We start from the raw sequence: 21,302 nt of genomic DNA on the forward strand, positions 1-21,302 counted from the left end.
TGCCGCCGCCCTCGCGTCACCGGCCGATCAGATGGCCGTTCGGCGCCTCGGCGGCCTCCTCGTGCTCCGGCAGGACGACGACCAGGGCGCCCCCCGCCGCCAGTACTCCGCTGCCGTCGGCGCCCGCCACGAAGGTGTCCGGCTCCCGCCACGCGGTGACCACCCGCCGTACTCCCGCGTCCAGGACCAGCCGGGCGCAGGGCACCGGACGGGAGGCGCGGCGGGCACAGGGTTCCAGACTGGAGTACACGGTGGCGGTCGCGAGCCGCGGGTCCGCGGGGTCGGTCCTGGCGAGGGCGGCCTCCTCGGCATGCACCACCGGATCACCGCCCTCGCGGGAGTGGCCCCGCGCCAGCTCGGTGCCGTCGGCGGCGACGACCACCGCGCCCACACTGAACGCCGTCTCCGAGGGCGGGCACCGCTTCGCCAGTTCGCAGGCGAGGGCCAGCCAGTGGTGGTCGGCGGCGACAGGGAGCGGACCGGCGCCGGGAGCGGTGGGTTCGTAGCGCATGAGGACGACGTCGCCGACCGGGCGGGTCTCCAGCAGCCGCAGCCGGCCGCCCTGGTAGGTGCCGGGGCCGAAGAGACGGGCGGCGTCCGGGTCACCGACGAAGAGCGGGGCGAGGACCAGTTGGAGCTCGTCGGCGAGGCCCTGGGTGAGGAGCTGGGTGTGGATCAGGCCGCCGCCCTCGACCATGAGCCGCCGGACGCCGTACGCGTCGTACAGGTGTGTCAGGAGGCGGCGCCAGTCGAGCTCGGCGCCGAGGGGCACGATGTCGGCGGCGAGACCGTGGGCGCGGGCGCGTTCGGCGCCCCTGCCGGTCGTGTAGAGGACCTTCGCGCCACCGGTGTGCCAGAACCGCGCCTCCGGGTCCAGGTCGCCCGAGCCGCTGACGGTGACCTTCAGCGGGTAGGCGGGCCGGCCTTCGGCGACCCGGGCGGCACGCCGCTCGGGCGCGTTGACCAGCAGCCGGGGGTTGTCGGCCCGGATCGTGCCGGCGCCGACCAGGATCGCGTCCACCGACGCCCGTACCTCGTCGACCCGGTCGAAGTCCTCCGGGCCGGACAGCAGCAGCCGCTCGGGGCCGGTGTCGTCGAGATACCCGTCGAGCGAGACGGCGGCGGACAGCAGGACGTACGGGTGGGGCATCGACGGCGCTCCTGACGGGGACGGCGGACGGGACAGGGCGGGACAGGGCAGGGCCGGACCGGACCGGGTGAAGAGAGTCTTGCACCCGGTGCGCTCCCGCGCGGAGGGGAAGCCGTGCGGTGTGCCACCGCCACGTGGCGCGGAACCGTGCGGCGTGGAAACGGCGGTGTCCCCGCCACACCCGGCGGCCCCGCCACACCCGGCGGCCGGCCCGTGACGAAGGCCCTTCCCCCACCTCGTGGGTGTCCTCCGCCCCCCTCGTTTGGGTGGTGTCGTGGTCGCCGGCGAGGAGGATGCGTGTCGGCGCGCCGTCGCTCCCGGCACCGGCCGGGGTCCCGGTCCCGGCGCCGGCGGGTGTGCCGGACGGGGTGCGGGGGGGGGAAGCCGGGGTCGGTCATGTCCGGGTTTTCCGGTCGGGGAGGGCGGTCAGGGACGGAGGGGTCCGCACGGGCACGGGCCCCCGCCCCGGAGCGGGGACGGCGCGGCGCACGAGGGCCCCGCCTCCGGCGGCCGGGCCCACATCGAGGTCGGCGCCGACGAGCAGGGCCCGCTCGCGCATCCCGAGCATGCCGGCGCCCTCGGACGCCACACCGATGCCCCGGCCGTCGTCCCGGACGCGCAGCTCCACTCCGGAGGGGGTGCGGCACAGGGAGATCTCCGCGCGGCGGGCGTGCGCGTGCCGGGCGATGTCGGTGAGCCCTTCCTGGGACACCCGGTAGAGGACCGGTTCGGGCTCCGGGCCCGGATCGGGCAGCCGGGCCCCCGCGAGGATGAGGGCTGCCCCTGATGGCCCCGGGGTGCCGGGCGGAAGGTCCTTGAAGCGGGGTCAGGCCCGTCCCCGCCGAACGACCCCGTACCGGACGGGTGATGACCTCGGCGCACGGGCAGACTCCCAGAGTCGGCCCGATGGTGGAGTGCCGAGTTCTCGAGGGCCGTCGGTGCCCTCGCCGGAGTCACCCGGATCTCCTCCTCCGGGGTCATCGCCAAGGTGCTCGGCGACCTCGGGCGCACGGGCAACCGCGAGACGCCGGTCATCCTGTGCGTCCTGGTCATGGAAGACCTCGCCAGGGCCGTCTACCTGCCGATCCTCGCCGCCCTGCTGACCGGTGCGAGTCTCGCGGGCGGCAGCGTCACCCTGCTGGTCTCCCTGGCCACCGTCGGCGTCGTCTTCTACGTCGCCCTGCGCCACGGACGCGTCATCAGCCGCGCGGTGCCCTCCGGCAACCCCGAGATGCTGCTGCTGGCGGTGCTGGGGCTGACCCTGCTGGTCGCGGGCGTCGCCCAGCACCTCCAGGTGTCGGCCGCGGTGGGCGCGTTCCTGGTCGGCACCGCCCTGTCCGAAGAGGTCGCCGAGGGCGCCCACGGCCTGCTGTCCCCGCTGCGGGACCTGTTCGCGGCGGTGTTCTTCGTCTTCTTCGGGCTGCACACCGATCCGTCCGCCATCCCGCCGGTGCTGCTCCCTGCGCTCGCCCTGGCGGTCGTCACCACGCTGACGAAGATCGCCACCGGCTGGTGGGCCGCCCGCCGTGCGGGCATCCTGTCCAAGGGCCGCTGGCGGACCGGCGGCGCTCTGGTGGGGCGCGGCGAGTTCTCGATCGTCATCGCCGGTCTCGCCGTCGGCACGGAGCCCCGGATCGGCCCGCTGGCCACGGCGTACGTCCTGCTCCTGGTCGTCCTCGGCCCTCTCACCGCCCGCTGGACCGAACCGCTGGCCACCCGCCTCATCCGCCGCCCCTCGCCGGACACGTCACAGACCACCACCCCGGTCGACCGGTCGGAACCGGCCCACGCGAGCGGCTGACCACCGACACGGCGGAGGACCGGACAACCCGCCCGCGGACGTCCGGTGCGCCGGAACGAGGCACCACCACCCCGCCTCCCCCCGCCACCTCCGCACCCGGGGCCCCATCCTCCGGCGGGTCGACGGGCATGGGCGCCTGGCTCCGCCGCCCCCATAGCCTTCGCAGCCCCCGCAGCTCCCGCAGCTCCCGCAGTCCCCGCAGCCCCCGTCGGTCCGCTGTCACAGCGAACGACCGGGCGGTGTCCTGAGGTCGGCCCCTGAAAACGGTCGGACCTCTGAGACGACGGAGACACCATGACTGAGAACACCCACGTGGTAGTGATCGGCGGCGGATACGCCGGCGTCATGGCGGCCAACCGCCTGACGCGGCGCGACGACGTGGCAGTGACCCTGATCAACCCCCGCCCGGACTTCGTCGAGCGGGTCCGCCTGCACCAACTGGTGGGCGGGTCCCACGACGCGGTCGTCGACTACCGGGACGTCCTGGCCGACCGCGTCCGGCTGGTGGTCGGCACCGTGACCCGGATCGACGCGGCCGGGCGCGGCGTGGCGTTGGCGACCGGCGGCACGGTCGGCTACGACTATCTGATCTACGCGGTGGGCAGCGGCAGCGCCGACCCGGGTGTGCCCGGAGCGGCCGAACTCGCGTACCCGATCGCCACCCTGGAGACGGCGGAGCGGCTGCGGCCGGTCATCGCCACCGCTCCCGCGACGGCCGCGGTGACGGTGGTCGGAGCCGGTCCGACCGGCATCGAGACCGCCGCCGAACTGGCGGAGGCCGGCCGCGCCGTGACCCTGGTGTGCGGTGGGGTCCTCGGCCCCTACCTGCACCCTCGGGGCCGGCGCTCGGTGGCCGGGCGGCTGGCTGCACTCGGGGCGACCGTACTCGAAGGCCCCGACGCGAGGGTGACGGCGGTGACGCGCGGCACCGTACGGCTCGGCGACGGCCGGGAGCTGCCGAGCGAGGTGACCGTCTGGACCGCCGGATTCGCCGTACCGGACCTGGCCGCCCGCAGCGGGCTGAGCACCGACGCCGTGGGCCGCCTGCTCACCGACGAGACACTGACGTGCGTGGACGACGCGCGCATCGTCGCGGCCGGGGACTCGGCGGCCCCGTCGGGCCTGCCGCTGCGGATGAGCTGCCAGGCCGCGATGCCGCTGGGCGCACGGGCCGCCGACACGGTGCTGAGCCGTATCGCGGGTGAGCAGCCGTCACCCCTCAACCAGGTGTTCGCCGGCCAGTGCATCAGCCTGGGCCGCCGCGGCGGCATCTTCCAGTTCGCCCACAGGTACGACGTCGCGGTCTGGTTCCACATCGACGGCCGCCCCGGCGCGAAGCTCAAGGAGCTCGTGTGCAGGGGGATCGTGAAGCACCTGTCCGAGGAGGCACGCAAGCCCGGCTCGTACAGCCTGCACCGCGTCCCGGGAGGCCCCAGGCGCCGGCGACTGCTGCGGACCGGGCCCGACAGGGCACCGGCCGCCCGCCGGAACGAACCCGCCTGAACGGCTCCGTCACCCCCGAACACCGCAGCGCCCCGACCGTGTTGAACCGGTCGGGGCGCTGAACAGCAGGTCGGAGGGGGTCCCCCCCTTCCCTGCTTCGGTAGGCCCTGTGGGACTCGAACCCACAACCAATGGATTAAAAGTCCACTGCTCTGCCAATTGAGCTAAGGGCCCCAGGCGATGTCGCCCCCCACGAGCATAGCGGGACGTGGGCGCGGTGTTGATCGGGTATCGGTGCGGCGGGTCCGGACGGGTTCCGTCCGTATGCGGCAGGGCCCGCACGACGGGTGTCGTGCGGGCCCTGTCACGTCAGTCCGGCGTACCGGGGTCAGCCGTTGCGCTTCCAGCGCGGCTTGTCCTCGCGGCGACCGAAGGAGCCGCCGCCGCGGTGCTCGTCACGACGGCCGTACGGGCGGTCGTGGGAGGCACCGGAGCGGAAACCGGGACGGTCGCTGCCGGGGCGGTCGCCCTGACGGTCACGGTTGAACGGGCGGTCGCTGCCGGGACGGTCGCCCTGGCGGTCACGGTTGAACGGGCGGTCGCTGCCACGGTGGCCGCCGCGCTCGCCGCGGTCGTCGCGGCGGAAGCCGGGACGGTCGCCCTGGCGGTCACGGTCGCGGTTGAAGCCACCGCGGTCGTCACGACGCTCGAAGGAACGACCACCACGGTCGCCACCCCGGTCGTCACGACGCTCGAACGAACGGCCACCACGGTCGCCACCCCGGTCACCGCGGTCGTCGCGGCGGAAGCCGGGACGGTCGCCCTGGCGGTCACGGTCGCGGTTGAAGCCGCCCCGGTCGTCACGACGCTCGAACGAACGGCCACCACGGTCGCCACCCCGGTCACCGCGGTCGTCGCGGCGGAAGCCGGGACGGTCGCCCTGGCGGTCACGGTCGCGGTTGAAGCCACCGCGGTCGTCACGACGCTCGAACGAACGGCCACCACGGTCGCCACCCCGGTCACCGCGGTCGTCACGACGGAAGCCGTCCCGGCGCTCGGGGCGCTCGGTGTCGCGTGCGGTCGGCTGCTCCGGCAGCGAGACCTCGGCCTGGGCCGATGCCTCGGTGGCCGCCTCGGCCACCGCCGCCTCCGGGTCCTCGCCGCGCTCGCGGGCGGCCCTGGCGACCAGCCGGTCCGCCTCGCCGCGCAGCTCGGAGGCGCGGCGCTGCGCCCGCTCCAGCTCCTTGGTGAGCTGGGTGACCTCACGCTCGGCCTGCTGCGCCGCGTTGCCCGCCGACTCGGCCTGGACCTCGGTCATCGACCGGGCGCCGGTGATCTCGGCGACCTCCGGGTCGAAGGCCGCGCCGCCCTGGATGATGTGACGCGTGGCGTCCACGCCCGCGTCCTCCATCAGCCGGAAGATCTGGCGCCGTTGGTGCGGCAGGGACAGCGACACGACGGTGCCGGTGCGGCCGGCCCGCGCCGTACGGCCGGCCCGGTGCAGGTAGTCCTTGTGGTCGCCGGCCGGGTCCACGTTCAGCACCAGGTCGATGCCGTCGACGTGGATACCGCGCGCGGCCACGTCCGTGGCGACGAGGACGTTGACGTAGCCGTCCTTGAAGTCGGCCAGCGTCCGGGTGCGCGCACCCTGCGTCATGCCGCCGTGCAGCGCCTCGGCCTTGGCGCCCGCGTCGCGCAGCTGCTCGGCGACCCGGTCCGCGCCCAGCTGGGTGCGGACGAAGATGATGGTGCGGCCCTTGCGGGAGGCGATGGCCGCGGTGACCGGCGCCTTGTCCTTGGGCTTCACGACCAGGATGTGGTGCGACATCGTCGTGACGGCACCCTGGGCGGCGTCGACCTCGTGGTGGACCGGGTCCTTCAGGTACCGGTCGACGAGCGTCTTGATCTCGTTCTCCATGGTCGCGGAGAACAGCATCCGCTGACCGCCCGCCGGGATCTGGTCGAGCAGCTCGGTGACCTCGGGCAGGAAGCCCAGGTCGGACATCTGGTCGGCCTCGTCGAGGACGGCGATCTGCACGTTCTCCAGGGAGCACGCGCCGCGGTTGATGATGTCGCGCAGGCGGCCGGGGGTGGCGACCAGGACGTCGACACCGCGTTCGAGGGCGTAGATCTGGTTGCCCATGGAGGTGCCGCCGCAGACGACCTTCATCTTCAGCCCGAGGACGTCCCCGTACGGCTGGAGCGCGTCGGCCACCTGCATGGCGAGCTCACGCGTCGGCGTCATGATGACGGCGCGCGGCTTGTGCTTCTCGGTCCGGCCGCCGGCCAGCGTGGCCAGCGTCGGCAGACCGAAGGAGAGGGTCTTGCCGGAGCCGGTGCGGCCGCGGCCGAGGATGTCCTTGCCTTCCAGGGCGTCCGGGATGGTCGCCGCCTGGATCGGGAAGGGGCTGGTCACGCCGTTCTGCGCGAGCTTGCGCACGACACCCTCGGGAAGACCGAGGGCGGCGAAGGTGAGCTCGGGGGTGCCGTCGGCGTCGGTGTCGCCGTCGTCCGTGACATCGGCCTCGGCGTCGGCGATGACGTCGGTGATGTCGGTGATGTCGGTGATGACAGCAGTGGTGTCGGTGTCCTCGGTGTTCTCGGGCACGACGACGTGATCAGTACTGGCGATGGGCATACGAATGCGAAACCTTCCGGAGTCTCTTCGGCACGCGCCCGTCAACTCCGTGATTCGCAATCGCAATATGACCGCCTCGATGCGGTCCACCACGGTAAGGGGAGAGTACGCGCCACACGGCGCGCTCTGCAGTGGCGCCGGGCAAATAGGATCAAACGATCTGCCACCATACGCACTCTGTCCCCCCAAAAGCAAACCGGCAGGTCAGCAGGGGTCGGGAGGGGGAACAGGGCGGTGGAACAGGTCCCGGTCCCTAGCCGGGGGCCCCCGCTTCCGGCGCGGGCGCCCGGTGCGCCAGCTGGGCCTCCGGCGGCTCGTGCGCCGACGAGGACGGCTCCGCGGCCGTCGGCTCGGGCGGGACCGTGGGCTCGGGCGGCACCTGCGTGGGTTCCGGATCGGCCGGCCCGGTCGGCTCCGGCGGTTCCGGCGGGCTGTCGGGGGCCGGAACCGCCGGCTCGCCCGGCCCGCCGTCGTCCGGGACCGGCCCGCTCGCCCCCGGGGAGGGCGACGCCTCGGCGACGGACGAGGCTTCCGCCCCGCCCTTCTTCCGTTCGACCCGCTCGCCCCTCTCGCCACCGCCCGCGCGGCGCTCACTCCCGTCCTCGGCCACCGCGGCACCGTGCCCGCCCTCGCCGCCCGGTACCGCGGGGCCCCCGTCGGGCGCCTCACCGCCCGAACGGCCCGCGGAGTGCGACGGCCCGGCCCCGCCGGCCCCCTCCCCACCGACACTCATACATCCGGCGGCGGCGGCGACGGCCACGACGGTGGCAGCCAGGCGGGCGGGTACGTACAAGGGGCGCACGAGGCCACCTCCGGTCGTGATGCTGGGTCGACGTGCCCAACTCCCGCCGCCCGCGGGAGGACACGCCGGCACCCCGTCAGCAGCAGACCAGTGACAGACCGGTGACCTGCCGTTGACCTGTTCCCCGTGCCGAAGCCCCATGGAGTCCGGCCCCGGTCCCGGCCCCGGTCCCGCGCCCACAGCAGACGCACGGCCCCCGGGACCGGGCCCGTCGCCCACTTCCCCGTCGTCCACGGGATCCGCGTGTACCGCCGCTCCGCACGATCGTCCCTGACAATGGTCCTGTGCTGGAGATGACGCGTGACAGGTTCGAAGAACTGGTGAGCGAAGCCCTGGACCAGATCCCGCGGGAGCTGGCGCGGGTCATGGACAACGTGGCCGTGTTCGTGGAGGACGAACCTCCCGCCGACGATCCGGAGCTGCTGGGCCTGTACGAGGGGACTCCGCTCACGGAACGCGGGGAGTGGTACGCCGGGGTCCTCCCCGACCGCATCACGATCTACATGGGGCCGACCCTGCGCTACTGCGAGACGGCGGAAGACGTGGTGGACGAGGTGGCCGTGACGGTCGTCCACGAGGTGGCACACCACTTCGGCATCGAGGACGCGCGGCTCCACGAACTGGGCTGGGGCTGATCCGCGCGGCCGTGCGAGACGGGCGGTCCGTACGAGCACCGGCGATGTCCAGCCGCCGCGCCCTTCGGCCGCGTCGGCTCCGGCGCAGAGCCGTCGCCGACCGCGCCCCCTCCGCACGAGCCCCGCCGGGCACCCCGCATATCCGGCGCCCCGCACGGGCATACGCGACCAATGGCACGCGTCCCCTCCACGGTCAGGACCCTCCGGCACCGCATCCGAAGGGTCCCGCGAGCCCTCACCCGCCGTCATCGCTCCCCTCGCCCCGCCGCCACGTCGACGGCCGTCACCACCACCCTCGCCGCCCGGCCGCCCCACCCCTTCAAGCGCGTCGTGGGGTTGCTCGCCGTCGTTCTGCTGGGCGCCTGGCTCGGGCTGCTGATCGTGGGCAACGTGCGCGTCCCCGTCGGCCCCATGGACACGACCATGACCCTGCGCCCGTCCCTCACGGGCGGCACGAAGATCAACGTCTCCCCCCTGGGCGCCCTCGAGCTCGACAGCCACCACGCCCCCGTCCGCCTCGACGTCAACGTCGACCAGCTCGACCCGGTCCGCGCCCAGGCCCTCGTCGACCGCCCCGAGCGCCTCTCCGGACTCCAGGACGAGGTCACCCAGGACGTCGCCCGCGGCACCGCCGACCTCGCCGTGCGCTCGGTCGTCGCCGTCGTCACCGGTGCCACCGCCCTCGGTCTCGCCGTCTACCGCCGACCGCGCCGGGCCCTGACCGCCGGCGGCCTCGCCCTCACCCTGCTGGCCGCGTCCGGCGGCACCGCGTACGCCTCCTGGAACCCGGACTCCGTCCTCGAGCCCAGGTTCTCCGGCCTGCTCTCCTCGGCGCCCTCCCTGGTCGGCAACGCCCGCAGCATCGTCACGGAGTTCGACGTCTACCAGAAGGAGCTGGCCCGCCTGGTCACCAACGTGACGAAGCTCTACGACGCCACCTCCACGCTCCCCGCCTACCAGTCCGACCCGACCACCCTCCGGGTCCTGCACGTCTCCGACATCCACCTCAACCCCGCGAGCTGGGCGATCATCGCCTCGCTCGTCGAGCAGTACCAGGTGAACGTCATCGTCGACTCCGGCGACACCATGGACCACGGCACCGCCGCCGAGAACGGCTTCCTCGACCCTGTCGAGGGCCTCGGCGCCCCCTACGTCTGGGTCCGCGGCAACCACGACTCGGCCGTCACCCAGCGCTACCTGGAAGGCCTCGAGAACGTCCACGTCCTGGACAACGGCCGGGCCGAGACGGTCGCCGGCCTGCGCTTCGCCGGCATCGGCGACCCGCAGTTCACCCCGGACCGCTCCAGGAAGCCCGGCGCCGAGCAGTCCCAGGAACTCGCGGGCGCCCGCCTGGCCTCCGCCCTGCGCGACCAGCGGGCCGCCGGCACCCCGGTCGACGTCGCCGTCGCCCACGAACCGTCGGCGGCCCGCGAGGTCGACGGCACGGTGCCCCTCGTCCTGGCCGGGCACGTCCACCGCCAGGAGACGGAGGTCATGAAGTACGGCACCCGGCTCCGCGTCGAAGGCTCCACCGGGGGCAGCGGGCTGCGCGCCGTCGAGGGCAAGCACCCCGACCCCATCGAGGCCTCGATCCTCTACTTCGACCGCGCCACCCGCCGCCTCCAGGCCTGGGACTCGATCAGGCTGGGCGGCCTGGGCCTGACCACGGCGGAGGTCAGCAGGCACCTCCCGGAGGAGAACCAACCGGGCGCGTCCTCCTCCGGCTCTCCGTCCGGTTCGCCCTCCGGCACCGCATCCGGCTCCCCCTCCGGCTCTCCGTCCGGCTCCCCCTCCGGCTCTCCGTCCGGCACCGCATCCAGCTCCCCGTCCACGACCGCCCCGTAAACCGTTTTGGCGATCCCTCCCGGCATCACATATGCTTCGGACGTCCCCGACGCGCTGAGAAGCGCCCAGGCGGGCCGATAGCCCTCATCGTCTAGCGGCCTAGGACGCCGCCCTTTCAAGGCGGTAGCACGGGTTCGAATCCCGTTGGGGGCACGCACCACCCTGTGCGACACTGTCGTACGAAGCTTGGTCCTGTGGAGCAGTTTGGAGTGCTCGCCACCCTGTCAAGGTGGAGGCCGCGGGTTCAAATCCCGTCAGGACCGCTGAGGTTTCACGTGAGACCTCGTGGCTGGGTAGCTCAGTTGGTACGAGCGATCGCCTGAAAAGCGATAGGTCGCCGGTTCGACCCCGGCCCCAGCCACCACAGACACCCCCTCCGGGATTCCGGAGGGGGTGTTCTCGTGCACCCACAGGGGCAAAACCGTTCGCCACTGATTTCCCGAGGATGAGATCCTGGTTCCCGTATGTCCACGCACCCTGCCTCCGCCCCCTCCTCCGGCGCCCCCGCCAACATCTCCCCCGGCGCCCCGACCTTCGGCGCTCTCGCCTCCCGCCTGACCGAGCTCTCGCTGCGCGACGCGCAACGGCTCGGGCGCAGGCTCGAGGGCGCGCGCAGGATCCGTAAGCCGGAGGCCAAGGCCGCCGTGCTCGGCGAGATCGAGGCGGAGGTCGCCCGGGCCGAGGAGCGGATGGCCGGGCGCCGGGCGCGGGTGCCGGCGGTCACGTATCCACCGCAGTTGCCGGTCAGCCAGAAGAAGGACGAGATCGCCGAGGCGATCCGCGATCACCAGGTGGTGATCGTCGCGGGTGAGACGGGTTCCGGCAAGACGACGCAGATCCCGAAGATCTGTATGGAACTGGGCCGGGGCGTCCGCGGGATGATCGGGCACACGCAGCCCCGCCGGATCGCCGCCCGCACGGTCGCGGAGCGGGTCGCGGAGGAGCTGGACACCCCACTCGGGGAGGCCGTCGGCTGGAAGGTCAGGTTCACCGACCAGGTGAGTCCGGACGCCACCTTCGTGAAGCTGATGACCGACGGCATCCTGCTCGCCGAGATCCAGACGGACCGTGAGCTGCGCGCCTACGACACGATCATCATCGACGAGGCCCACGAGCGGTCGCTGAACATCGACTTCCTGCTCGGCTATCTCGCCCAGCTGCTGCCCAGACGCCCGGACCTGAAGGTCGTCATCACCTCGGCGACCATCGACCCGGAGCGGTTCTCGCGGCACTTCGGCGATGCTCCCATCGTGGAGGTCAGCGGTCGTACGTATCCCGTCGAGGTGCGCTACCGGCCGTTGCTCGAGGAGGACTCGCAGGACGCCGACCGCGATCAGATCACCGCGATCACGGACGCGGTCGAGGAGCTGATGGCCGAGGGGCCCGGCGACATCCTGGTCTTCCTCTCCGGCGAGCGGGAGATCCGGGACACGGCGGACGCGCTGACGAAGAAGGCGTACCCCCGCGCCGGAGGCGCTGGCTGGCGCAGCACCGAGGTGCTGCCGCTCTACGCGCGGCTCTCGCACGCCGAGCAGCACCGTGTCTTCCAGCAGCACAGCGGCCGCAGGATCGTTCTGGCGACGAACGTCGCGGAGACGTCGCTGACGGTGCCGGGCATCAAGTACGTCATCGACCCCGGGTTCGCGCGGATCTCCCGCTACAGCCACCGGACCAAGGTGCAGCGGCTGCCGATCGAGCCGGTGTCGCAGGCCAGCGCCAACCAGCGCAAGGGCCGCTGCGGGCGTACGTCGGACGGCATCTGCATCCGGCTGTACAGCGAGGACGACTTCGAGAACCGCCCGGAGTTCACGGACGCGGAGATCCTCCGTACCAACCTGGCCTCGGTCATCCTGCAGATGACCGCGGCGGGCCTCGGCGAGATCGAGAAGTTCCCCTTCATCGACCCCCCGGACCACCGGAACATCCGCGACGGCGTGCAGCTGCTCCAGGAACTGAACGCGCTGGACGCCACGCAGAAGGACCCCCGCAAGCGGCTGACGGAGACCGGGCGGAAGCTGGCCCAGCTGCCGGTCGACCCGCGGCTGGCGCGCATGGTGCTGGAGGCGGACCGCAACGGCTGTGTCCGCGAGGTCATGGTGATCGCGGCGGCGCTGTCCATCCAGGACCCGCGCGAGCGGCCGGCCGACAAGCAGACCCAGGCGGACCAGCAGCATGCCCGGTTCCGGGACGAGACCAGCGACTTCCTCGCCTACCTCAACCTGTGGCGCCATGTGCGGGAGCAGCAGAAGGAGCGGGGCTCCTCGTCCTTCCGGCGCATGTGCAAGCAGGAGTACCTGAACTTCCTGCGGATCCGCGAGTGGCAGGACATCTACACCCAGCTGCGCACGGTCGCCAAGCAGATGGGCATCCACCTCAACGAGGAGGACGCCCCCGGGGACCGCATCCACGTCTCGCTGCTCGCGGGCCTGCTCTCCCACGTCGGGATGAAGGACGTGAAGGAGTCGAAGGACTCCGGTCAGACCGCCCGCAAGGACGGGAGCGGCCGCAAGGACGGCGGTGGGCGCAGCGAGTACGTGGGCGCGCGCAACGCCAGGTTCGCGATCTTCCCGGGTTCGGCGCTGTTCAAGAAGCCGCCGCGGTTCGTGATGTCGGCGGAGCTGGTCGAGACGTCCCGGCTGTGGGCGCGGGTCAACGCGAAGATCGAGCCGGAGTGGGTCGAGCCACTCGCCGAGCACCTGCTGAAGCGCACGTACAGCGAGCCGCACTGGGAGAAGGACCAGGCCGCGGTGATGGCCTACGAGAAGGTCACGCTGTACGGCGTACCGATCGTCGCCCAGCGGAAGGTGAACTACGGCCGGATCGACGCCGAGGTCTCCCGCGAGCTGTTCATCCGCAACGCGCTGGTCGAGGGCGACTGGCGCACGCACCACAAGTTCTTCGCGGACAACCGCCGGCTGCTCACCGAGGTCGAGGAGCTGGAGCACCGGGCGCGGCGCCGCAACATCCTGGTCGACGACGAGACCCTGTTCGACTTCTACGACCAGCGGGTGCCCGGCCATGTCGTGTCGGGGGCGCACTTCGACTCGTGGTGGAAGCACAAGCGCCACGAGCAGCCGGACTTCCTCGACTTCGAGCGCGAGATGCTCATCCGCGAGTCGGCGGAGGCTGTCACCAAGGCCGACTATCCGGACTCCTGGCGGCAGGGTGCCCTCACGTTCCGGGTGACGTACCAGTTCGAGCCGGGTGCGGACGCGGACGGGGTGACGGTCCATGTGCCGCTCCAGGTGCTGAACCAGGTCACGGACGAGGGCTTCGACTGGCAGATCCCGGGGCTGCGGGAGGAGGTCGTCACGGAGCTGATCCGTTCCCTCCCCAAGCCGGTCCGCCGCAACTACGTGCCGGCGCCGAACTACGCGAAGGCGTTCCTGGAGCGGGCGGTGCCCCTCCAGGAGCCGCTGACCACGACGATGGCCCGCGAGCTGAGGCGGATGGTCGGGGTGCCGTTCGACGCGGACGACTTCGACTGGTCCAAGGTCCCCGACCACTTGAAGGTCACCTTCCGGATCGTCGACGAGCGGCGCCGGAAGATCGCCGAGGACAAGGACCTGGAGGCGCTCCGGCTCCGGCTGAAGCCGAAGGCCCGCCAGGCCCTCTCCCAGGCGGCGGCCGCCACGGCTCAACGCGAGGGCGGTGAGTCGCTGGAGCGGACGGGCCTGACCGACTGGACCGTCGGCACGCTGACCCGTGTCTTCGAGACACGTCGGGCCGGCCAGCCGGTGAAGGCGTTCCCCGCACTGGTCGACGACGGCGACACGGTCTCCGTGCGGCTCTTCGACACGGAGGCGGAGCAGCAGCCGGCGATGTGGAAGGGCACGCGTCGTCTGATCCTGCGCAATATCCCGGTGAACCCCGCGAAGTTCGCATCCGAGAAGTTGACGAACGCCCAGAAGCTCGCCCTGTCGGCGAATCCGCACGGCTCCGTCCAGGCGTTGTTCGACGACTGCGCGACGGCGGCGGCGGACCGGCTGATCGCGGACTTCGGCGGGCCCGTGTGGGACGAGGAGTCGTACCGCAAGCTGTACGACAGGGTGCGCGCCGAGATCGTCGACACGACGGTCCGCGCGGTGGGCCAGGTGCAGCAGGTCCTGGCCGCCTGGCAGGCCTGCGAGCGCCGGCTGAAGGGCGTACGCAGCCCCGCGCTGCTGGCCAACCTCCAGGACGTGCGCACGCAGTTGGACGCCCTGGTGAAGCCGGGGTTCGTGACGGAGACGGGGCTGCGGCGGCTGCCGGACCTGATGCGGTACCTGGTGGCCGTGGACCGCCGCCTCCAGCAGATGCCGGCGAACGTCCAGCGGGACACGACCCGCATGGAGAAGGTCCACGAGATGCGGGACGAGTACGCCTGGCTGCTGGAACAGATGCCGCAGGGGCGTCCGGTGCCGCAGCAGGTGCTGGACATCCGCTGGATGATCGAGGAGCTCCGGGTCAGCTACTTCGCCCACGCGCTGGGCACCGCGTACCCGGTCTCGGACAAGCGGATCGTGAAGGCGATCGACGCCGCCGCTCCGTGACGCGAGCGGCACGCGGAGTGAGTTCGACCAGCGGGCCACCGCTCCTGTAGAGTCTCTTTTCGCAGCGCAAGGCAGCAATCGCACTGCGAAACCTGGTCCTGTGGAGCAGTTTGGAGTGCTCGCCACCCTGTCAAGGTGGAGGCCGCGGGTTCAAATCCCGTCAGGACCGCATTGCCGAGAGGCCCCGTCGTCACGACGGGGCCTCTTCTCTTGCCCCACCCTCCACGCCGCCTCACCGGAGCGGAGGCCGCGCCCGCGGCGCAGCCGCGATCCGATACGGCAAATCCCTTCAGGACCGCATCAACGCGAGGTCCCGTCGTGACGACGGGACCTCTTCGCCTGCCCCACCCCACCCCTCACCCCGCCCCACCTCGCCCCACCCAGGCGGAGGACGCACCCGCCCCCACCCCGTACATCCGCCCTCCCCCGTCGCCCGTACCCGCCGCTCCACGCGCCTCACCGGGTGACTGAGGGCCTTTCAGGTGGTTCTTGGGGTTCGGGGAGGCCGCGCTCCGTTTCGTGCGCCCCTGGGGCTTCCCGGCGAAGGCCCGGGGTCTTGACGGGGCGGGCTCGCCTCGGTACCCCGGACAGCAGGGCCGCTCCCGGTGCGGCCATGGAGGTGGCGTATGCCGGCATCGGCCAGGCACGAGACGCGGGCGTTGCTCCGCGCACATCTGTCGGCTGCCTCGTCGTTCGGGCACCACACCCGCCACTGTCCGGTCTGCCACCGCCTGTTGCGTCTGGCGATGGACTCCGCACCCCGCACCCCCGAAGCCCTCGAACCCACCCAGCAGCCCGCGCGCCCCGCCGAGCCCGCCGAGCCCTCCGAAACCACCCAGCAGCCCGCGCGCCCCGCCGGGCCCACCGGGCCGACCGAGCCCGCGCACCCCGCCGAGCCCACGGGGCGCCCCCCGGGAGGCGTCGGGGGCGAGGGCGCCTCCACCGCCTAGCCCGGCCGACCCGACCGCCCCAGCTCCCGGGCCCTGCCGCCGAGTTGCTGCGTATCGGGCCCACCCGCCGCCGCTCTAGCGCATATGCCGGTGACCCAACAAGGCGACCGGTGTGTGACGGGTGTCACCGCATGAATTTCGGAAAGTCCGGTACTTACCCGTCCCCTACGCCAAGTCAATTTAATATGTGCAATTGCACTGCCCCCGGAGGCCCGCCCGAACCTCCGCGCGGGCGACCGCACGGCCGCTCCCGGAGTCCGACAGGCCCGCGCACGGATCCCGCGCAGACCCGCCCGGGGAGCACCGCGCCGGCACACCGCAACCGTCCCCGCACACAAAAGATCGCGCCGGACTCGGCGGAGTCCAGCGCGATCGACGACGCACCCGGTTCAGCTGCCTGGAAAGCTCTGATCGGCTTGGGCGAAGGGCCTGTTGGGGCAGTCCCCGCGTCGTGTGGAGCTGTGGGTCCGAACACCTCGGCCAGTTGGGGGACCAGCCGGTTTGTCCGGGTTATTCAGTTGTTCAGGCCTCGCTGCGCTGCTGCGGAATGCCCGCGAGCAGGGCGCGGACCTCGGCTTCGCGGTAACGGCGATGCCCGCCGAGCGTGCGGATCGACGTGAGCTTGCCGGCCTTCGCCCAACGCGTGACCGTCTTCGGGTCGACGCGGAACATGGTGGCGACCTCAGCCGGGGTCAGCAGCGGCTCGGCATCAGGGGTGCGAGCGGTCATGAGCGGCCTCCTCGGGAGAACCGAACCTTCTCGGTTCTTTCCTCTAAATTCTGCACCTTGACCCGCGTTGCCCGAAATGGCGGACGCGAGTCGAGTCGGTTATAGGACGAACGGCTTGTCCTCGGCACTACAACTACACCATCCGTCCAGCCACGTCGGCCAAACCGATGGAATTGCCCTCCCAGGTGTTCATCAGCCGCGGAAGCCGATGGACCATGCCATAGCGGACAGTCACGCGGTTGTGACGATCAGTCACAGCCGCGATCAGGAGGCACCGGACCCCCCAAAGCGTGCAATGCTGAGATTCCGCCCATAGTCGAGCACAGCAGGACGGAGGAGCCCTCCCCGGACTCCTTGTCCTATTTTGGCACGAGGGGGGGCAAGCGGCGCAAGGCCCTCGTACGTGCGGTCCGTCACCCTTGACCGGCTTGACGCATACGCCCGGATCGACACCTACGTCCGTTGCCGGGTCCCGGTTGACTGGACCTCAGGGCGACGACAAAACCCCAAGAAGGGCTTTGGGTCAAACGCCAGTTCGTTATCCCGCCACGGCTCGTCACCCCTCCGCGACCAGGTGTCAGTTGGCCGACCGCAGGTCCCGGACCGAGCGCCAGCGCTCCACCAGCCGCCCGTACGCCTCCCCCGCGGCCGTCCCGTCACCGCGGCGCAGCGCCGCGATCCCCTCGGCCACGTCCGCCGCGGAGTGGTCGTCCTCCAGCGCGCCGGCCGGCAGGGCGTGCACCAGGCCGCCGTAGTCCAGTTCGACCAGTGAACGCGGATGGAACTCCTCCAGCCAGCGCCCCACGTCCACCAGGCCGTCGATCAGCGGCCCCTCGTCCATGGCGGTCTTCAGTGCCCGCAGCCCGCGCGCCACCCGCCGCCGCGCCTCGACCATGGGGGTGCGGTACCGCAGCACGGGGGCCTCGCCGGCGGAGCCCGTGGAGCCGCCGGACCCCGGGGAGCCCCGGGAGCCCTTGTCGTACTCGCGCTCCTCGTCCGAGACCAGCACGAACCAGTTGATCGGTACCTGCCAGGTCGCGGTGCGGATCCACGGCCGGGCGTCGGGGTGGGCGGTCAGCCAGCGCTCGTAGTCCTCGGCGGCCTGGCGCCGCACGAACGGGGGCAGCAGCGCGTCCAGGACCGGCAGGGGAAAGTCCTCGGCGAGTTCCCCCAGGGCCTGCCAGCCGCGCAGCCGGGTGCGCCAGGGGCAGACGCAGACCGTGCCGTCGACCTCCAGCACGAACGCGTCGTCGCTCTCCCGTACCGGGACCGGGACCGGCGGGGTCGGCACGACGTCGGCCAGGGACCGGCGCAGTTCGTCCTGGTAGGAGGGAAGGCCGGGGCGGCGGGCGTAACGGGCCCAGTGACCGCGCTCCGGCTCGGGGAAGGCGGCCAGCGGTTCGTACACGCGCAGGTAGGCCGCATAGGGAACGACCACCGAGGAGACCTTGGGCACGCCTGCTCCCTCCCCCGCGCACCGGCGCGAAAACCTGCGGGTCCGCCGACCGCGCGCGGGCCGCGGACGGACGGATCGCACGTACGGGTAATCCACGCGAATCGTCGCACGCCGTTCCTCCGGGACGAGGTGCGCGGAGGTGATCCTGGACACGGTTCCGTCCCCGCGGGCGACAGGCTCTAATCTCGTGCCCACAGCCTCCGCCACCGCCCCCACAGCCACAAGCGCGGGGGAGTCTCGGGAACTGTTTCCACCCGCCGCTACTTACTCAGGAGTCACCACCGTGACCGACGTATCTGACGGCGTCCTGCACACCCTGTTCCATTCGGACCAGGGCGGTCACGAGCAAGTTGTGCTCTGCCAGGACCGTGCCAGTGGCCTCAAGGCCGTCATCGCCCTCCACTCCACCGCTCTGGGCCCCGCCCTCGGCGGTACGCGCTTCTACCCGTACGCGACCGAGGGGGAGGCCGTCGCCGACGCGCTGAACCTCGCGCGCGGGATGTCGTACAAGAACGCCATGGCCGGTCTCGACCACGGCGGCGGCAAGGCCGTGATCATCGGCGACCCCGAGACGGCCAAGACCGAGGAGCTGCTGCTCGCCTACGGCCGGTTCGTCGCCTCGCTGGGCGGCCGGTACGTCACCGCCTGCGACGTCGGCACCTATGTCGCCGACATGGACGTCGTGGCCCGCGAGTGCCGCTGGACCACCGGCCGCTCCCCCGAGAACGGCGGCGCCGGCGACTCGTCCGTGCTCACCGCGTTCGGCGTCTACCAGGGGATGCGGGCCTCGGCCCAGCACCTGTGGGGCGACCCCTCGCTGCGCGACCGCAAGGTCGGTGTGGCGGGCGTCGGCAAGGTCGGCCACCACCTGGTGGACCACCTGCGCGAGGAAGGTGCCGAGGTGGTGATCACCGACGTGCGCGAGGACGCCGTGCGACGGGTCCTGGACCGGCACCCGCAGGGCGTGACGGCCGCCGCCGACACCGGGGCGCTGATCCGCACCGAGGGTCTGGACGTGTACGCCCCGTGCGCGCTGGGCGGCGCGCTGGACGACGACAGCGTGTCGGTGCTGACCGCCACGGTGGTCTGCGGCGCCGCCAACAACCAGCTCGCCCACCCGGGCGTCGAGAAGGACCTCGCCGACCGCGGGATCCTCTACGCGCCGGATTACGTGGTGAACGCCGGCGGGGTCATCCAGGTCGCCGACGAGCTGCACGGCTTCGACTTCGACCGGTGCAGGGCGAAGGCGGCGAAGATCTTCGACACCACGCTCGCCATCTTCGCACGTGCGAAGTCGGACGGGATTCCGCCGGCTGCGGCGGCCGACCGGATCGCCGAGCAGCGGATGGCGGAGGCACGCGCGTCACGCTGAGCGGCGTCCGGCGCACAGGGGGCGTGTACGGGCCGTGTACGGGGCGTGCACGCGACACATGCGGGACGCGTACGGCGTGCCCGCGTGACGCGTGCACGGCGCGTACGGACGTCCGTGCGGCGCATGCGGGGACGGGCCGGTGAGCCCGCCCCCGCGCCGTTCGCACGTATGGCCGGTACCCGCGGAGGCGCCCTTCGAGAGAACTCTCACTTCTCCCGGCGGGTCGGCCCTCGACAAGTGCTTGAAAACGCACTTGACCAGGGAGAACAGGGTGCATGGAGGACCCCGGGCGAGGGCACGTCATGCGGGCGACGTACCGTATGGGCGTGGGCTCAGGTACCGTGGGAGCCCTACGGACCGGCCTCTCCATGGAGAGTCCGTGCCAGACCATGAACGCGTGTCAAGACTCTGGGGCCGTCGAGCCCCGTCGTTGAGGGGGTCGAGCCATGGGGCGCGGCCGGGCCAAGGCCAAGCAGACGAAGGTCGCCCGCCAGCTGAAGTACAACAGCGGCGGCACGGACCTCGCACGTCTGGCCGAGGAGCTGGGTGCATCGCCTTCGAACACGTCACCGAATGTCATCGGTGACCCTGTTGAGGACGATGAGCAGGACGACGACCTGTACGCACGGTACGCCGACCTCTATGAGGAGGACGACGATGACGAGGACGGCCAGTCCTCGCCACAGCGTCGTGGCGCTTGACCTTGCACTGAACCACCAGCCCGGTCGGTGACTCCGGTCACCGACCGGGTTCTGTGCTGCCCGCCCGCGCGGTCCGGCACCGTACCGGGTGTGCTCGGCATGCTCGGTGTCCTTCGCATGCTCCGCGCACCCGGCTCGCTCAGCCCGCGTAGTCCCCCACCAGTTCCGCGCCCGCCGTCCGGTCGCCACGGCCGGTGACCTCGCCGGCCACCCAGGCGTCCAGCCCGCGGTCGGCCAGGGTCGTCAGCGCCACGTCCGTGGACTCCTGCGGCACGATCGCGATCATGCCGACGCCCATGTTGAGGGTCCGCTCCAGCTCCAGGCGCTCGACCGAACCGGTCCGGCCGACGAGGTCGAAGACCGGGCCCGGGGTCCAGGTGGAGCGGTCCACGACCGCGTGCAGCCCGTCGGGGACGACACGGGCCAGGTTGGCCGCGAGGCCGCCGCCGGTGACGTGGCTGAAGGCGTGCACCCCGGTGACGGAGGTCAGGGCCAGGCAGTCCAGCGAGTAGATCCGGGTGGGCTCCAGGAGCTCCTCGCCGAGGGTGCGGCCCAGGTCGTCGACGTGGCTCTCCAGAGCGAGTCCGGCCTGGTCCAGCAGGACGTGCCGGACCAGCGAATACCCGTTCGAGTGGAGGCCGGAGGCGGCCATGGCGACGACCGTGTCGCCCTCGCGGACACGGTCCGCGCCGAGCAGCCGGTCGGCCTCCACGACGCCCGTACCGGCGCCGGCGACGTCGAAGTCGTCCTCGCCCAGCAGACCCGGGTGTTCGGCCGTCTCACCGCCCACCAGGGCGCAGCCGGCCAGCACACAGCCCTCCGCGATGCCCTTGACGATCGCGGCGACCCGCTCGGGGTGGACCTTTCCGACGCAGATGTAGTCGGTCATGAACAGCGGTTCGGCACCGCACACCACGATGTCGTCCATCACCATGGCGACCAGGTCGTGGCCGATGGTGTCGTAGACGCCCATCCGGCGGGCGATGTCGACCTTGGTGCCTACGCCGTCCGTGGCGGAGGCGAGCAGGGGGCGCTCGTAGTTCTTCAGCGCGGAGGCGTCGAAGAGACCGGCGAAGCCGCCGAGGCCGCCGAGGACCTCGGGGCGCCGGGTCTTCCTCACCCATTCCTTCATGAGCTCGACCGCACGGTCGCCCGCGTCGATGTCGACGCCCGCGTTCCTGTACGACGCCGCGGCGGGGCCGGCGCCGGTGTTCTCAGACATGACGGGGAGAGCCTTCGTCTCGTTAC

General features: G+C 72.0%; 14 protein-coding genes, 5 tRNA genes and 1 pseudogene. 12 read left to right on the forward strand and 8 right to left on the reverse strand.

The genetic code is table 11. From position 1 onward, the window contains the following. Positions 1-16: 16 nt before the first annotated feature. Together ORI94_RS00075 and ORI94_RS00080 are read right to left on the reverse strand one after the other, a co-directional pair. Entirely contained in the window at positions 17-1,150 is a 1,134-nt protein-coding gene (locus ORI94_RS00075) for a dihydrofolate reductase family protein (RefSeq protein WP_266071599.1), read from the reverse strand. A 394-nt stretch (positions 1,151-1,544) separates the two neighbouring features. Then, a complete protein-coding gene (locus tag ORI94_RS00080; protein WP_416237746.1) occupies positions 1,545-1,862 on the reverse strand; it encodes a sensor histidine kinase in 318 nt (105 codons plus the stop codon). A gap of 219 nt (positions 1,863-2,081) precedes the next feature. Between ORI94_RS00080 and ORI94_RS00085 the strand changes: the two are divergent. Both ORI94_RS00085 and ORI94_RS00090 read left to right on the forward strand, forming a co-directional pair. After that, positions 2,082-2,951, forward strand: a pseudogene (locus ORI94_RS00085) (cation:proton antiporter); the annotation flags it as partial. A gap of 294 nt (positions 2,952-3,245) precedes the next feature. Beyond that, complete coding sequence (locus ORI94_RS00090) at positions 3,246-4,454, forward strand: NAD(P)/FAD-dependent oxidoreductase (protein WP_266071600.1); 1,209 nt, start codon at positions 3,246-3,248, stop codon at positions 4,452-4,454. Between the two features lie 101 nt (positions 4,455-4,555). Here the strand turns inward: ORI94_RS00090 and ORI94_RS00095 are convergent. The 3 genes from ORI94_RS00095 to ORI94_RS00105 all read right to left on the reverse strand — a co-directional run bounded on the left by ORI94_RS00095 (position 4,556) and on the right by ORI94_RS00105 (position 7,834). Beyond that, positions 4,556-4,628: transfer RNA gene (locus ORI94_RS00095), tRNA-Lys, on the reverse strand. Positions 4,629-4,782: 154 nt separating this feature from the next. Beyond that, positions 4,783-7,032: a DEAD/DEAH box helicase gene (locus tag ORI94_RS00100; RefSeq protein WP_266071601.1), complete on the reverse strand. Its 2,250-nt coding sequence runs from the start codon at positions 7,030-7,032 to the stop codon at positions 4,783-4,785. A 253-nt stretch (positions 7,033-7,285) separates the two neighbouring features. Next, positions 7,286-7,834, reverse strand: a complete 549-nt coding sequence (locus tag ORI94_RS00105; protein WP_266071602.1) for a hypothetical protein — start codon at positions 7,832-7,834, stop codon at positions 7,286-7,288. A gap of 284 nt (positions 7,835-8,118) precedes the next feature. Between ORI94_RS00105 and ORI94_RS00110 the strand changes: the two genes are divergently transcribed. The 8 genes from ORI94_RS00110 to ORI94_RS00145 all read left to right on the forward strand — a co-directional run bounded on the left by ORI94_RS00110 (position 8,119) and on the right by ORI94_RS00145 (position 15,796). Continuing rightward, a complete protein-coding gene (locus ORI94_RS00110; RefSeq protein ID WP_042175235.1) occupies positions 8,119-8,469 on the forward strand; it encodes a metallopeptidase family protein in 351 nt (116 codons plus the stop codon). A 171-nt stretch (positions 8,470-8,640) separates the two neighbouring features. Then, on the forward strand, positions 8,641-10,314 hold the full coding sequence (locus ORI94_RS00115; RefSeq protein ID WP_266071603.1) for a metallophosphoesterase family protein: 1,674 nt from the start codon (positions 8,641-8,643) through the stop codon (positions 10,312-10,314). Positions 10,315-10,394: 80 nt separating this feature from the next. Beyond that, positions 10,395-10,467, forward strand: a tRNA-Glu gene (locus ORI94_RS00120). A gap of 35 nt (positions 10,468-10,502) precedes the next feature. Further along, a tRNA-Asp gene (locus tag ORI94_RS00125) sits at positions 10,503-10,577 on the forward strand. A gap of 24 nt (positions 10,578-10,601) precedes the next feature. Continuing rightward, positions 10,602-10,678: transfer RNA gene (locus ORI94_RS00130), tRNA-Phe, on the forward strand. 100 nt (positions 10,679-10,778) lie between these two features. Beyond that, positions 10,779-14,846: an ATP-dependent RNA helicase HrpA gene (gene hrpA, locus ORI94_RS00135; protein ID WP_266071604.1), complete on the forward strand. Its 4,068-nt coding sequence runs from the start codon at positions 10,779-10,781 to the stop codon at positions 14,844-14,846. A gap of 94 nt (positions 14,847-14,940) precedes the next feature. Then, a tRNA-Asp gene (locus ORI94_RS00140) sits at positions 14,941-15,015 on the forward strand. Between the two features lie 457 nt (positions 15,016-15,472). Continuing rightward, the gene (locus ORI94_RS00145; protein ID WP_266071605.1) at positions 15,473-15,796 is read left to right on the forward strand and encodes a DUF6274 family protein; all 324 of its coding nucleotides are present in this window, start codon (positions 15,473-15,475) and stop codon (positions 15,794-15,796) included. A gap of 522 nt (positions 15,797-16,318) precedes the next feature. Here ORI94_RS00145 and bldC read toward each other — a convergent pair. Further along, a complete protein-coding gene (gene bldC / locus ORI94_RS00150; RefSeq protein WP_003949541.1) occupies positions 16,319-16,525 on the reverse strand; it encodes a developmental transcriptional regulator BldC in 207 nt (68 codons plus the stop codon). A gap of 577 nt (positions 16,526-17,102) precedes the next feature. Further along, positions 17,103-17,981, reverse strand: coding sequence for a hypothetical protein (locus ORI94_RS00155; RefSeq protein WP_266071606.1), 879 nt, complete (start codon positions 17,979-17,981; stop codon positions 17,103-17,105). Between the two features lie 283 nt (positions 17,982-18,264). Between ORI94_RS00155 and ORI94_RS00160 the strand changes: the two genes are divergently transcribed. Together ORI94_RS00160 and ORI94_RS00165 are read left to right on the forward strand one after the other, a co-directional pair. After that, complete coding sequence (locus ORI94_RS00160; RefSeq protein ID WP_266071607.1) at positions 18,265-19,353, forward strand: Leu/Phe/Val dehydrogenase; 1,089 nt, start codon at positions 18,265-18,267, stop codon at positions 19,351-19,353. Between the two features lie 446 nt (positions 19,354-19,799). Then, positions 19,800-20,054, forward strand: coding sequence for a DUF3073 domain-containing protein (locus ORI94_RS00165; protein WP_042175219.1), 255 nt, complete (start codon positions 19,800-19,802; stop codon positions 20,052-20,054). Positions 20,055-20,193: 139 nt separating this feature from the next. Here the strand turns inward: ORI94_RS00165 and purM are convergent, their stop codons facing one another. Next, the gene (gene purM / locus ORI94_RS00170) at positions 20,194-21,276 is read right to left on the reverse strand and encodes a phosphoribosylformylglycinamidine cyclo-ligase (RefSeq protein WP_266071608.1); all 1,083 of its coding nucleotides are present in this window, start codon (positions 21,274-21,276) and stop codon (positions 20,194-20,196) included. Between the last annotated feature and the right edge of the window lie 26 nt (positions 21,277-21,302).

This window comes from Streptomyces sp. NEAU-W12, from assembly GCF_026242095.1.
Taxonomy (GTDB): Bacteria; Actinomycetota; Actinomycetes; order Streptomycetales; family Streptomycetaceae; genus Streptomyces.